This window comes from Burkholderia sp. AU38729 (assembly GCF_020419725.1).
Taxonomy (GTDB): Bacteria; Pseudomonadota; Gammaproteobacteria; order Burkholderiales; family Burkholderiaceae; genus Burkholderia.
Genome location: NZ_JAIZQO010000004.1, coordinates 186,758 through 199,730 on the forward strand (window position 1 = coordinate 186,758; position 12,973 = coordinate 199,730).

General features: G+C 67.1%; 12 protein-coding genes. 8 read left to right on the forward strand and 4 right to left on the reverse strand.

Annotation, left to right across the window (positions count from 1 at the left end; genetic code table 11):
* Positions 1-34: 34 nt before the first annotated feature.
* From LGM56_RS13165 to LGM56_RS13180, 4 genes are all read right to left on the reverse strand, one after another.
* Positions 35-859, reverse strand: coding sequence for an alpha/beta fold hydrolase (locus LGM56_RS13165; protein ID WP_226204965.1), 825 nt, complete (start codon positions 857-859; stop codon positions 35-37).
* A 195-nt stretch (positions 860-1,054) separates the two neighbouring features.
* Positions 1,055-2,047, reverse strand: coding sequence for a LysR substrate-binding domain-containing protein (locus tag LGM56_RS13170; RefSeq protein ID WP_089498818.1), 993 nt, complete (start codon positions 2,045-2,047; stop codon positions 1,055-1,057).
* A 614-nt stretch (positions 2,048-2,661) separates the two neighbouring features.
* Positions 2,662-3,534 (reverse strand): ferritin-like domain-containing protein, encoded by an 873-nt coding sequence (locus tag LGM56_RS13175; RefSeq protein ID WP_226204969.1) that lies wholly within the window; start codon positions 3,532-3,534, stop codon positions 2,662-2,664.
* A gap of 37 nt (positions 3,535-3,571) precedes the next feature.
* On the reverse strand, positions 3,572-4,519 hold the full coding sequence (locus LGM56_RS13180) for a fatty acid desaturase family protein (protein ID WP_226204971.1): 948 nt from the start codon (positions 4,517-4,519) through the stop codon (positions 3,572-3,574).
* A gap of 418 nt (positions 4,520-4,937) precedes the next feature.
* Here LGM56_RS13180 and LGM56_RS13185 point away from each other — a divergent pair, with 418 nt between their 5' ends.
* The 8 genes from LGM56_RS13185 to LGM56_RS13220 are packed head-to-tail and all read left to right on the forward strand — an operon-like array spanning position 4,938 to position 12,973.
* Positions 4,938-6,701 carry a fatty acyl-AMP ligase gene (locus LGM56_RS13185; RefSeq protein WP_226204973.1) on the forward strand — a complete coding sequence of 588 codons (1,764 nt, stop codon included), beginning with the start codon at positions 4,938-4,940 and terminating at the stop codon, positions 6,699-6,701.
* Positions 6,698-7,408 carry an ABC transporter ATP-binding protein gene (locus LGM56_RS13190; protein WP_226121365.1) on the forward strand — a complete coding sequence of 237 codons (711 nt, stop codon included), beginning with the start codon at positions 6,698-6,700 and terminating at the stop codon, positions 7,406-7,408. The genes LGM56_RS13185 and LGM56_RS13190 overlap by 4 nt, the downstream gene beginning before the upstream one ends.
* Positions 7,380-8,597 (forward strand): ABC transporter permease, encoded by a 1,218-nt coding sequence (locus LGM56_RS13195; protein WP_226204975.1) that lies wholly within the window; start codon positions 7,380-7,382, stop codon positions 8,595-8,597. The genes LGM56_RS13190 and LGM56_RS13195 overlap by 29 nt, the downstream gene beginning before the upstream one ends.
* Positions 8,594-9,334 (forward strand): outer membrane lipoprotein-sorting protein, encoded by a 741-nt coding sequence (locus LGM56_RS13200; RefSeq protein ID WP_226204977.1) that lies wholly within the window; start codon positions 8,594-8,596, stop codon positions 9,332-9,334. The genes LGM56_RS13195 and LGM56_RS13200 overlap by 4 nt, the downstream gene beginning before the upstream one ends.
* Positions 9,324-10,643, forward strand: a complete 1,320-nt coding sequence (locus LGM56_RS13205) for a hypothetical protein (protein WP_226204980.1) — start codon at positions 9,324-9,326, stop codon at positions 10,641-10,643. Before LGM56_RS13200 ends, LGM56_RS13205 begins: the two co-directional genes overlap by 11 nt.
* A gap of 15 nt (positions 10,644-10,658) precedes the next feature.
* Positions 10,659-11,768 (forward strand): hypothetical protein, encoded by a 1,110-nt coding sequence (locus tag LGM56_RS13210; protein ID WP_226204982.1) that lies wholly within the window; start codon positions 10,659-10,661, stop codon positions 11,766-11,768.
* Positions 11,769-11,826: 58 nt separating this feature from the next.
* Entirely contained in the window at positions 11,827-12,081 is a 255-nt protein-coding gene (locus LGM56_RS13215) for an acyl carrier protein (RefSeq protein WP_011350104.1), read from the forward strand.
* Positions 12,082-12,088: 7 nt separating this feature from the next.
* A complete protein-coding gene (locus LGM56_RS13220) occupies positions 12,089-12,973 on the forward strand; it encodes a hypothetical protein (RefSeq protein WP_226204984.1) in 885 nt (294 codons plus the stop codon).

Consider the following 12,973-nt stretch of genomic DNA (forward strand, 5'->3'; position numbering starts at 1 on the left):
GCCGCGCGACATGCGCCGCGTCGCGCGCACCGCGTCAGCCTGCCGACAGCCGCTGCGCGTCGAACCAGTCGAACAGCATGCGCGTGACGAACGCGGGATTTTCCAGATTCGAGATGTGGCCGGCGTCCGGCACCAGCGCGTGGGTGCAGCCGATCACGCTCGCCATCTTCACGGTTTCCGACGGCGGGCGCGCCATGTCGCCCGCGCCGCACATCAGCAGCGTGCGTTCGGCGTCCAGTTCGGCGAGCGCCGGCAGCGTGTCGGGCCGGCCAAAGATCAGTCGGCCGAGCGGAACGATCGATTGCCGCAACCGGTCGGCCGGCAGGTTCGCGAGCGCGTCGCGAAACGCGGACGGCACCGGGCCCGCCAGATTGACATCCGGCCGGAAGAACAGCGGCACGATCGCATCGAGCAGCGGCGGCGCGATACGGCCCGCGGCGGCGATGGCGTCAAGCATTCCGAAGTAGCGCAGCCGCGTCGCCTCGGGCTCGGCCTCGAGCGACGCATCCATCAGCACGAGCGAGCGCACGCGCTGCGGTTCGCGCAACGCGAGCCGCGCGCCCCACATGCCGCCGACACTGAGCCCGACCAGCGCGCACTGTTCGATCGCCAGCGCGTCGAGCAGCGCACTCGCTTGCGCGGCAAGATCGTCGAGCGTCTGCGTGCCTTCCGGCAGTACGCCCGATGCACCGTGCCCCCACAGGTCCGGCACGATGACACGATACCGGCGCGACAGCGCGTCGATCTGCGGCGCCCACATCGCCGCATCCCACAGATAGCTGTGCCCGAGCAGCACCGGGAACCCGGTGCCGTGATCCTGGTAATGCAGGGTGCTGCCATGAATGTTCACTGCGGGCATGTCGTCTCCGGTGTCGGTGCGATCGGCAGCGGCCCGGAACCGGGCGCCGCGCTCGGCGGCGTGCTGCAACGAAGGCGAAGCGGCGCATCATCGCACAGGTTGCAGGCGCGGCGCATGACGGTTCGCACCTGCGTGCGCGTCGAACCTGCCGCATGCCCCTTCGACACGCACGCGCGACGACGTAGCGCGACCGCACTATCCGACGCGATACATCGGCACCACGTTGCTGCCGGCCGTTTCCGGGTCCGACGCGAGCGGATGACTCGCCTGTTCGAGCAGCCAGTTGGTCAGCACCGCGATATCGAACTCGTTGCATGCATCCGGGTTCTGCACCAGCACGTAGCTGCCCGATGCGACCGTGCAGTGCGGGAACAGCTCGACGAGCCGGCCCTGCTTCAGCAGCCCGTCGACCAGCGGCCGCCGCCCGATCGCGATGCCGTGCCCGTCGACCGCGGCCTGCACCAGCTGGTCGTACTGGCTGAAATGCAGCGCGCCGGCGGGCCGCAGGCGCGGCACGCCCAGCTCCTTCAGCAGATGGCTCCATCCGTGCCACGGCCACTCGCCGCGCGGATCGTCGAGATGCAGCAGCACGTGCCGATCGAGATCCTCCGGCTTCATCGACGCGACGTCCCCCGCCGCCGGCATCAGGCTCGGGCTGCAGACCGCCACGACGCGCTCGCGAAACAGCACGTCCGTCTCGTCCGTCGACGTATACGGCCCTGCATATCGCACGGCCAGGTGCAAACGTTTGCGTTTAAGATCTTCAATTTCGCTCGTGGCCGACACGCGTACGTCGATGTCGGGATAGCTGGCGCGGAACGAACCGAGGCGCGGAATCAGCCACAGCGCCGCGAACGAAACGGTGGTCGACAACGAGATCGCGCGCTGGCCCACGCTCGACGACAGCTTGCCGATCACCGATTCCAGGTCGGACAACGCGAACGAGATCGCGTCGTACAGCTCGCGCCCCTTGTCGGTCAGCGTCAGGGAACGAATGTGCCGGTGAAAGAGCTCGATCCGGAGCTGCTCCTCGAGCGCCTTGACCTGCCGGCTCACGGCGGATTGCGTGACGTTCAGTTCCTGCCCGGCACGCGTAAAGCTCAAATGACGCGCCGCGCATTCGAAGCCTCTCAGGAAATCCAGGGAAGGCATACTTCTCAATCGCTTTGCCAATCTCACATTAGCCATACCGCCGCCTCAAAGTTGCACCCACCGACAGGCAAGTCGCCGTTCGTCTCCCTGACTCGTTTCTCCTTTTTGGATTCGGAAACGATTTTATATTGAAGCATGGATGCGGATCATTCTTATTTTCAATCGTGACACTCGTATTTATCTATCGATTTTCATCGACCAGATAATCTTACATTACCATTATCAAGTAGTGATTTTGTAAAACAATAAGCGACCAGAATGGCGCGAATGATGACAGACAAAGTCGTGCAAAAACAGCACATTACAGGCAAAAATCGACGCCACGACAGCGATACGGACGTTTCGGCAGACGTGAATCCGCATACCTACAATTCAATTTCAGTCACCAAACGATTTTATTCATTTACCGTATTGCGAAAAGAAAACGCACTTCAACATACACGTGGAATACCATTTAAATCCATGATTTCATGTTTATAAAAACATACTAAACGCATGAAATTGAATTGCGCCGTGCAATTCCCGTAAATTGATGAACCAATTATGTCCGGTAATGAATATTCCGCGGACCGGAAACGGCAACCCGCGTGCATCACACCACCCCGTCGTCCGGAATCGGTTCCGCCCTTTACCGGACGGGATGAGTGTCGCTATCCCGCGTCCACCACGCCGTCCGTCACACGGGGCGTTCGCGCGGTCACTTCGCGGCGATAGCGGTTCAGCTCCTGCGCGGTCGCGAACGGACGCTCGAACAGGATCGACAGGTTGTGCAGGATCCGCTCGACCACCTTCTTTTCCCATTCGCCGTCGAAGCGGATCTGCTCGTCGAGCCAGCGCTCGAGCCACGCCGGATCGGGCAAGCGCGACTGCACGGTGTCGCGCGGGAACAGCGCCTGGTTCACGTGCAGGTTGGTCGGGTGCAGCGGCTTCTCGGTACGGCGCGCTGACGCCATCAGCACGCCGATCTTCGCGAACGCGGCACGCGCGACGTCGCCGCAGTCGTTCAGCGCCTTCTTCATGTAGCGCAAGTACGCGCCGCCATGGCGCGCTTCGTCGCGCGAGATCGTTTCGTAGATCTGCTTGATGACCGGCTCGGTGTGCCAGTCGGCCGCGCAGCGGTACCAGTGGTTCAGGCGGATCTCGCCGCAGAAGTGCAGCATCAGCGTCTCGAGCGGCGGCGCCGGGTCGAATTCGAAGCGCACCGCGTGCAGCTCCGCTTCGGTCGGCACCATCGCCGGCTTGAAGCGGCGCAGGTATTCCATCAGCACGAGCGAATGCTTCTGCTCTTCGAAGAACCACACGCTCATGAACGCGGAAAAGTCGCTGTCGTGCCGGTTGTCGCGCAGGAACATTTCCGTCGCGGGGAGCGCCGACCATTCGGTGATCGCGTTCATCCTGATCGTCTCGGCCTGCTCGTCGGTGAGCAGCGACGCGTCGAAGCGGTCCCACGCAATGTCCTTCTCCATGTCCCAGCGCACCGCTTCCAGCGACCTGAAAAGTTCCGGATAGAGCATCGTCGTCACCGTCGTTGAAAGGCATTCGGGCCCGGCACCGGCCCGGTCATGCCGATTGCGTGGACGCCGGCGCCGTCGCTTCGGCGTCGGGTGCGCGGTCGTCCGCATCGTCGTCCACCGTGCGCGGCGACAGCCTGCCGCGCAGCAGCGCGTAATAGAACTGCCGGTAGGTGCGGTGGTAATAGCGGATGCGCGGCCCGATCGCGCCATGCAGATCGTGCAGCCGCTCGATCGGCAGGTTCGGCATCATGTGGTGCTCGACGTGATAGTTGTTGCCGTTCGTGAACCACGTCATGAATGCATTGCTCTCGATCGTCCGCGTGTTGCGGAACGGATCGGTGCTCGTCAGGTCGCAGCGGTAATGCTCGGGCATCTCGACCAGCGCATGCACGGGCGCGGCCACGAACACGAGCGGCACGACCCACACCCACACGGCGAACCACGTGTGCAGCGCGATCGACACGCCGGCCAGCAGCGCGATCGCCGCGACCATCAGCAGGTGATCGCGGCGGATCGCGCGCGACACGAGCGGGTTGTCGCCGAAGCGTGCGCCCGGCACGACGAGCTTCGCGACGTTCTTCGCGAACTGGATATAGTGCGCGGCCATCGACAGCCGCCACGCCCACAGGCCGAGATTCACGACGGGGCGCGCGCCGTACTGGTCGCCGTAGTCGAAGAACTCCTTGTTCTCGGGCGTGCCGAGCAGCCGGTGATGGCGCAGGTGGCTGTCCTGGTACGCATGAAACGACACGAGCATCGGCATGCCGAGCAGCACGCCGAACACCATGTTGAGCCGCTTGCTCCTGAATCCCTGGTAATGCAGCGCCTGGTGCTGCAGCTCGACCCCGTGCGCGTACATCGCGCCGATCAGCAGGATGCCGACGATCTTCAGGACCACGACCGTCGACAGCGCGAACAGCATGCCGTGCGCGATGAGTGCGACGTAGACCGCGAGCTTCAGCGAGAAGACGACGCCGCTCGGGCGGCTCTTCATGTCTGCAACCGGTTTCTGACGGGCGAGAAGCGATGAGGTGACGGACAAAATGCTCTCCTTGGCCGGACCCTGCCCGGCACGATGACGCGGCGACACTGGCGCGCTGCCGGGTTGCAATTCTTCTGTGTGTCGATGCTTCGGACAAACGAATTTTCCGAACGCATTGCATGACGCCCGCGCATGAGCGCACCACATCGTGAACTAGACGACCGGTCGAATGCGTACCGACCGTTCACCTCGCACGGGCTCGCACGTATACACACATGGCAGTGCCGAGTGGATGCGTGCCGCTCATGCATAGCCTGCAAATATTCCGTTTGTCGTGCCATGTCGATCCGGCAAGAATCCCCCTCACTCGACGAACGGCGCCGCCGGCACCGTGGCGCGAGCGGCCGTGTTCCTCAAGGGGAGAATCCTCGTGACGAAGTGCGCATCCACCATTCATCGCCTCATCGAATCGCTCGAGGACGTCGCGGGCGCCATGCATCGCATGACGTTCGTCGACGACGCCGGCAACGAGGCGAGCATCACGTACCGGCGCTTCGCGGAAGAAGTGTTTCGCCAGGCCGGCGCGCTGCGCGAACTCGACGTGCGCGAGAACGACATGGTGATGCTGGCCTTGCCCGCGTCGGTCGAGCATGCGGTCGCGATGATGGCCTGCGTGATGACGGGCGCACTGCCCTGCACCGTGCCCGTTCCCGCGCGCCGCGCCACCACCGGGCGACAGGTGATCGACGTGGCATGCGAGCTATATCGGCCGCGCCTCGTCATCGCCGCGGATGCGCAGGCCGCCGCATGGCGCGACGATGCGTTTCCCGCTTCGTCCACGCGCGTCGTCGATCTCGACACGCTGTCGCTCGTCGCGGATGCCGGTGCGCGCGCGCTGATCAGCGCGAAGCATGGCCGCGATCCGCATCATGTCCAGCTCACGTCCGGCTCGACATCGCATCCGAAGGCCGCGGTGCTCAGCCACGAGAACGTGATCGCGAACGTGCTCGGCATCGGTGGGTCGGTGCGTTTCGACATTGCGGCCGGCGACGGCACCGCGTCGTGGCTGCCGCTCTATCACGACATGGGGCTGCTCACGCTGCTGTCGAACCTGCATTACCGTGCGCCGCTGCTGATGATGCAGCCGAACAGCTTCATTCGTAATCCGCTCGGCTGGTTGAAGCGCATCGCGTCGGCGCGCGCGACGACGACATCGGTGCCGACCTTCGCGCTGCGCTACTGCGTGCGCCGTTTCAATGCCTCCGCGATGGAAGGCGTCGATCTTTCCGCGTGCCGCAACATCTTCATCGGCGGCGAACGCGTGGACGACGCGACGCTGCGCGACTTCGCCGCGACGTTCGCGCCGTACGGTCTCGCGGCATCGGCGCTGCAGCCGTGCTACGGGATGGCCGAATCGACGCTCGCGGTATCGATGCATCGTGCGTGGCACGACGGCGCCGTTGACGGCGCGCCGTACGTGATCGCCGACACGCTCGACCGTCGCGCGCTGATCGAGCGCCGCGATGCGCAACCGGCCGCCGCGAACGACGGCGCCGACACCGACACCGAAACCGTGCTCGCGATGGGCACGCCGATCGAGGGCATGGCGTTCCGGATCCTCGACGACGGCGACCACGCGCTGGCGAACCGCGCGGTCGGCGAAGTCGCGATCCGCGGCACGTCGGTGATGCTCGGCTACCTGAACCCCGACGACGGCTCGATCGCTGCGCCGCTGACGGCCGACGGCTGGTTCCGCACCGGCGACATCGGCTACGTCGCGGATGGCCAGCTGCATATCCTCGGGCGCAAGAAGGAAGTCATCATCATTCGCGGCAGCAACTACTTCCCGCATGAAATCGAGGAGGCGTTGGCCGCCCATCGCACGCTGCGCAAGAGCACCTGCATCGCGTTCGGGCTGCCCGATCCGGAGACGGGCACCGAGCGGCTGGTCGTCGCGATCGAGGCGCGGCCCGTCGATGCGACGCCGCAGACGCGCGCCGAGTGCCAGCAACTGCTCGCCTCCCGGATCGGCTTCGCCGCGCAGGATCTGTGCTTCGTCGAACCGGGCTCGCTGCCGCGCACGACGAGCGGCAAGCTGCAGCGCCTGAAGTGCCGCGACCTCTATGCGAGCGGCGCGCTGTCCGTGATCCACGCGACGGCCGCCGCCGAAGCCGGCCAGGGAGCGTACGCATGACGACCGCCACGCTCACGCCGGTGCTCGAACTGCGCGACGTCTCGCGCGTGTACGAGGGCGCGGGCCGCGTCGTCGCGGTACGCGGCGCGACGATCTCGATCGGCCAGCGCGACGTCGTCGCGCTCGTCGGCCCGTCGGGCAGCGGCAAGAGCACGCTGCTCAACCTCGCCGGCTTTCTCGACGTGCCGAGCAGCGGCGAACGCTGGCTCGAAGGCCGCCGGATCGACGATGCGCCGGACACGCTCGAACGGATTCGCCGCGAGCGCATCGGCTTCGTGTTCCAGCAGTTCAACCTGATTCCGGTGATGTCCGCGCTCGAGAACGTCGAGCTCGGCTGCTTCGCATGGGGCACGCCTCGCACACGGCGCGAGCGCGCCCGCGCGATGCTCGACGCGGTAGGGCTCGCCGCGCGCGAACGCCATCGCCCCGGCGAGCTGTCCGGCGGCGAGCAGCAGCGGGTCGCGCTGGCCCGCGCGCTCGCCAAGGAGCCGGCGATCGTGATCGCGGACGAGCCGACCGCCAGCCTCGACAGCACCAACGCACGGGCGGTGGCCGAGCTGATCCTCGACACCAACCGCACGCTGGGCACCGCCTTTCTGATTGCGTCGCACGACGATCGTCTGTGCGCGCACCTGCCGCGCCGCATCGAGATGCGCGACGGCGTACCGGGAGTGAATCGTGAACTGGTCGACGTTTGCGTGGCGTAACCTCTGGCGCAACAAGCGCCGCACCGTGCTGACGATGGCGATGATCGGCGTCGCCGCGTTCGCGTCGAGCCTCGCGCTCGGCTACGTGATCGCGACTTTCGACGCGGTGCGCGAAGGGTCGATCGACAGCGGCGTCGGCCACGTGCAGGTGCTGCACCACGGCTATCTCGACCTGATCGGCGAGCGGCCGCTGCAGTACGGGCTCACCGCCGACGAGCAGGCCACCGCCACGCGCGCGATCGCGGCGCTGCCCGGTGTCGCGACCACCGCGCGCGGCATCGACTTCGACGGATTGATCTCGAACGGCGATCTCAGCGATGGCTTCGTCGGCGAAGGCATCGAGCCGAACCGCGAACCGCCCGGCTTCTTCGACTATCACACCGTACTGTCGGGCCGCTACCTGTCGCCGACGAATCCCGGCACCGAAGTCGTCGTCGGCGCGGAACTCGCGCGCAAGCTCGGCGTGCACGTCGGCTCGGTCGTGCAGTTGATGGCGTCGACCGCGCACGGCGGCATCAACGCGACCGATGCGCAGATCGTCGGCGTGATGAGCACCGGCAACAAGGACGTCGACGAGCGGATCGTCAACGTGACGTTCGCGGCCGCACAGGCGCTGCTGCGCACCGACCGCGCGTCGCGCATCGCGGTGTTCCTGACGGACACCGCGCATACGCCGGCCGCCGCCGCGACGCTGCGCGCCGCGCTGCCGACGCTCGACGTGAAGACCTGGGACCAGCTTGTATCGCTCTATCACCAGGTCGTCGCGCTGTACAAGAACCAGTTCTCGGTGTTCGGCGCGATTCTCTGCCTGACGATCCTGCTGTCGATGAGCAACTGGATCCTGATGAGCATCGTCGAGCGCCGCCGCGAGATCTCGACGCTGCGCGCGCTCGGCGTGCCGGCCGCGACGGTGCGCGGCGTGCTGATCCAGGAGACCGCCTTCCTCGGCCTGCTGGGCGCGGCCGCCGGCATCGCGGTGGCGCTGCTGACGATGGTCGCGCTCAATCACGCGCAGATCCACCTGCCGCCGCCGCCGGGCCGCGTGAAGTCGATCCTGCTCGCATTCACGGTCTCGCCGGCCGCCGTGGCCGCCGTCGAAGGCGCGTTCGTCGTGCTCGGAGTGGCCGCCGCGCTGCTCGCGACGCTCGGCCTCGCCAAACGCAACATCCTCGAAGGACTCGCCCCATGATTCGCATTCGCCACCTGGCCGCCGCGCTCGTCGCGTGCGCGCCGCTCGTGCATGCCGCCGACGCCCCGACGGCCCAGACCATGCTTGCCCGTGCCGACGCATACCGCAGCACGGCCGCCGATACGCAGACGAACATCCAGATCACGAACGAAGTGGGCGGGCAGTCCGGCGACGCGACGCGCTACCTCGTCTATACGCGCGGCAACGGCGACACGCTCGCGCTGACGCGCAGCGGCGAGAACGACGGCCAGAAATACCTCGCGACGACGCGCGGCCACTGGTTCTACGTGCCTAACACGCGCAGCGCGGTGCGCATCAACGGGATGCAGCGGCTGCAGGGCGAGGTCGTGATCAGCGACATCACGCGCACGCACTGGGCGGACAGCTATCGCGCATCGGCCGCGCCAGGCGCGACGACGATCGCCGGCAAGCCGGCCACCGAGCTCGACCTGACCGCGACCGATTCCGACAACGTCTACCCGACGATCAAGCTGTGGGTCACGCCCGATACCGACGTGCCGGTGCGCGCGCAGTTCTTCCTCGCGAGCGGCCTGTTGTTCCGCAGCGCCGATTTCTCCGCGCCGGTCGATGCGAACGGACGCAAGGTGATCCGCAAGATCACGTATCGCAACGAGATCGAAAAGCAGCGCGCGAGCGTTGTCGACATCCTCGACGGCCAGCCGCGCAAGATTCCGTCGGGCTGGTTCAATCCCGACACGCTCGCCGATGGCCAGTGACCACGCCGCCCATGTCGACGCCCATCGTGACCGCCTCCGTCCATCATCCGGCCGCATCTGGCCCGCCGCCGCACTCGCCGTCCCGCTTGCGCTCGGCTGCACGCTCGCGCACGGAGAATCGCTGATGGAACAGTTGAGCACGCTGAACGGCATCGCTTACGCACGCACCGTCGACAGCATGGACGGGCACGCGCTGTTAGGCAACCTGATCGGCGACCAGCCGCGCAACCTGCAGGAAGCGGGCCTGCTCGCGCGCATCGACGGCGAGAACCTGTTCATGAACGCCCGTGCCGTGGCCAGCAACCACTCGCTCGGCGCACAGTCCACCCGCTTCAACGAGGCCGGCGTGCGCTATGCATTCGACAACGGCATCACGCTCACCGCCGGCAAGCGGATCGATCCGCTCGATACGTCGCAGGCGTTCTTCCCGCTCGGCTTCTTCCAGAAGCGGGCCGCGACGGCCGACATCTACGACCGCTACGGCGATGTCGAAGGCACGCCGCTCGTCGAAGCGAAATGGGCCGGCGAACAGACCACGCTGCAGTTCATCGCCGGCGAGAACCGCACGCTGCGCAGCGACGTCGACAACCGCGACGTGCAGGGCGCGACCCAGCTCGTGCGCGGCGCTTACAACTGGTCGGGCGGCTCGGCCGCGTTGCTTGCCGGCCGGCATGCGGGCCACGGCGGCGCCGGCGCGACGCTGTCGTTCGACGTCGCGCGCTCGAACACCGTCTATGCGAGCGCGTGGCTCGAGCGCGGCACGACGCGCCCGCTGCCGGCCTTCATTGCGAACGGCACGCCGCTCGATTCCCCGGCCGCGTACGACGCAGTCGATCGCCGCAACGATCGCCAGATCATGTGGCGCAGCGCGGTCGGCATGCAGAGCGCACTGCCCGGCAACTTCTCGCTGATCGTCGAGTGGTCGCACGACGAGGCGCGCTACGACGCGAACCAGTGGCGCCAGATGGTCAATGCGGTCCGCATGAACAACGCGCTGCTGCCCGTCGCACCCGGCGCCGCACTGGGCGGACTCGGCGGCACGGCCGATTTCGTGAGCGTCGACGGCAACCTGCGCGACTACCTGTTCGCCCGGCTCGGCAAGAAGATCGGCCGCGTCGAGTATTCGCTGCGCGGCGTCTATTCGCCGCAGGACAAGGGCCTGCTCGCGATCGCGCAGGTCGTCGCCGATGTGAACAAGCGCGTGAGCGTCGATGTCGCGGTCACCCGCGCGTTCTCCGACAGCAACTCCGAGTACCGGATGGTCGGTCTCGGCACCCGTATCGACGCCGCCGTGCGCGTGCGCTTCTGACAGGAACCCTGCCCCATGTCCACGCTTTCCGCTCCCGCTTCGTCCGCCGCCCCGCTCGCGCCCGCGCCGCTGCTGCTGCGCGTGGCCGACCAGGCCGCGTATCCGGTGCTGCGCCACTTCGACACGATCGCGTCGCTCGGCACGCCGCCGCGCGCGGCGGCCCGGCTCGTCGAAGCGGCTGCCGTGCGGCTGCTCGACAGCGAGATGGTGATCGCGCTGCATGCCGCCACGCCGGACGTGCTGCCCGATTCGTCCGCGTCGACGCCGCTGCGGCACGAGGAAGCGCCGCTCACCGAAGCGCTGCTCGAACAGATCGGCAGCGAAGGGTTTCATCACCTGTTCAAGCCGTTCATGCGCGCGTTCATCCGCATCATGTTCGGGCTGTTCTTCTCCGACGACCAGAACCGTCGTGCATGCGACTGCATCGACAGCGGCCACAACTTCGCGTTCCTGATGAGCGACGGCGGCGGCCCGACGCTCGCCGCATGGCGCACGGTCGTGCGCAGCGACGACAACGGCCTCGCGCTCACCGTCGACAAGGTGTGGGGCATCGAAGCGCATCGCGACTGCATGGCGGTGGTCGCCGCGCGGTTGCCGGGCGTGATGTTCCCGGCCGCCTACCTCGTGTGGCCCGACGAGTACCGCAAGCTGAAGCGCACGACCTGCGGCACGCCGTTCCTCGCCGGCAACCTGCAGCTCGCAAACGTGGGCGGCCAGGTGCGCGTGCATGCCGAAGACCGACTGCGCATCGGCGGCCCGACCGTGTTCAACAAGTACCTGACCGTCGTGCGCCCCTACTTCGTCCGCGCGCTGATGGCGCACGTCGGCTGGCTCGCGCAAACGGGCCGCGTCGAACTCGACGCCGACGCGCGCGCCGTTCATCAGTTCATCGCGGACGCCGCGCGCAGCCAGACCGACGACGCGCACTACAGCTTCGGCAAGGTGCAGCGCGTGCTCGCGATCAAGCTGCTGTCGAACGAGTTCCTGACCGCGCTCGTGCGCGACGGCAGGGTGGCGACTTTCGACGACCAGCGCGACCTGCTGGCGTTTTCGAAGATGGAAGGCAGTTCGTACCGTTGTTATCACGAGCTTCGCAAGAGCCTGCGCTGCGAAGCCGGCAGTTGACCCACGCGACAGGCCGATCGATCCCGATCAACCCACTTCATTATCAGGAGCTCCTCTCATGACGACCCAGAACGTTCCGGCCGACGCGCTCGACATCCTGTCCCGCGAAGTCGCGAAGATCCTCAACGTCGAGACCGTCGACACCGACGCCGGCATCGGCGAACTCGGCATCGATTCGCTGAACATCGTCGAGCTGATCGTGTTCTGCGAACAGCTCTACGGTTCGATCGACCCGGAAGCGCTGAACATCACGCAGTACACGACGCTGCAGCAGCTCGACGCGCAACTGCGCCGCCAGCAGCACGCCGCCTGACACGACGATGCTCGCGCCCCTTGCGACCGTGGCGGCCCCCGCCGCCCAGCCGGCCCCGGCGACCGCGCTGACCGTGCAGGCGCTCGCGTACCGGCGCGTCGCGCCGTCGCGCGACGGCGCGGCCGTGCCGCTCGACGACACGGCCCGCGCGATCGGCACGCTCGCGTGCGCCGAACGCGAGCGGCTGTGCGGCGCGGTCGGCGCGGACGACTACGTGGTCAGCTCGACGATCCTGTCGATGCTGCTGATGAACGATTCGCCGCAGCATCGCGTGTTCGCGCAGGCACTGGCCGGCGCGAACGACTACACGCCCGACTGGATGACCTGCTCGTACGAATGCGCGGGCTGGGGCTACGTATTGCGCCGCTCGCTCGCCACCGCGGCCGAAACCGGGCCGCGCACGCTGCTGCTGCAGATCGTCGACATCGACGTGCACGGCTACACGTACTGGCACGGCAACCCCGCCTGGGGACGCTCGGGCTTCGGCGTGTGCACGCTGCTCGTCGATGTCGGCCGCGAAGCGGCGCCGTCCATGACGTCGGTGCTGGCCGATGCCGCGCCGCCGGCCAGCGCGGTCGTGCGGCTGGGCCGCGACATCCGCACCTTCTGCGCGGCCCGCCCCGGCTTGCACGCGGCGCTGCCGTTCTTTCCGGCGACGTCGCGCCGCGCGCTGCTCGCGTCGGTCGGCAAGACGCCGCTGCTGCCGGACGGCCATGGGCAGTTCGGTCATGCGTTCGGCAGCGATCCGTGGCTGTCGGTGCTGCTCGCGCATCGCGACGGCGACACGCCGCGCCGCGCGGCCGTCTGCTCGCTCGCGCTGAACGGCTATTACGCGGTCGCCGACGTCGCGTTCGCGCCGGACGCGACGTTCTCGCTCGACGACGAGGCGTGA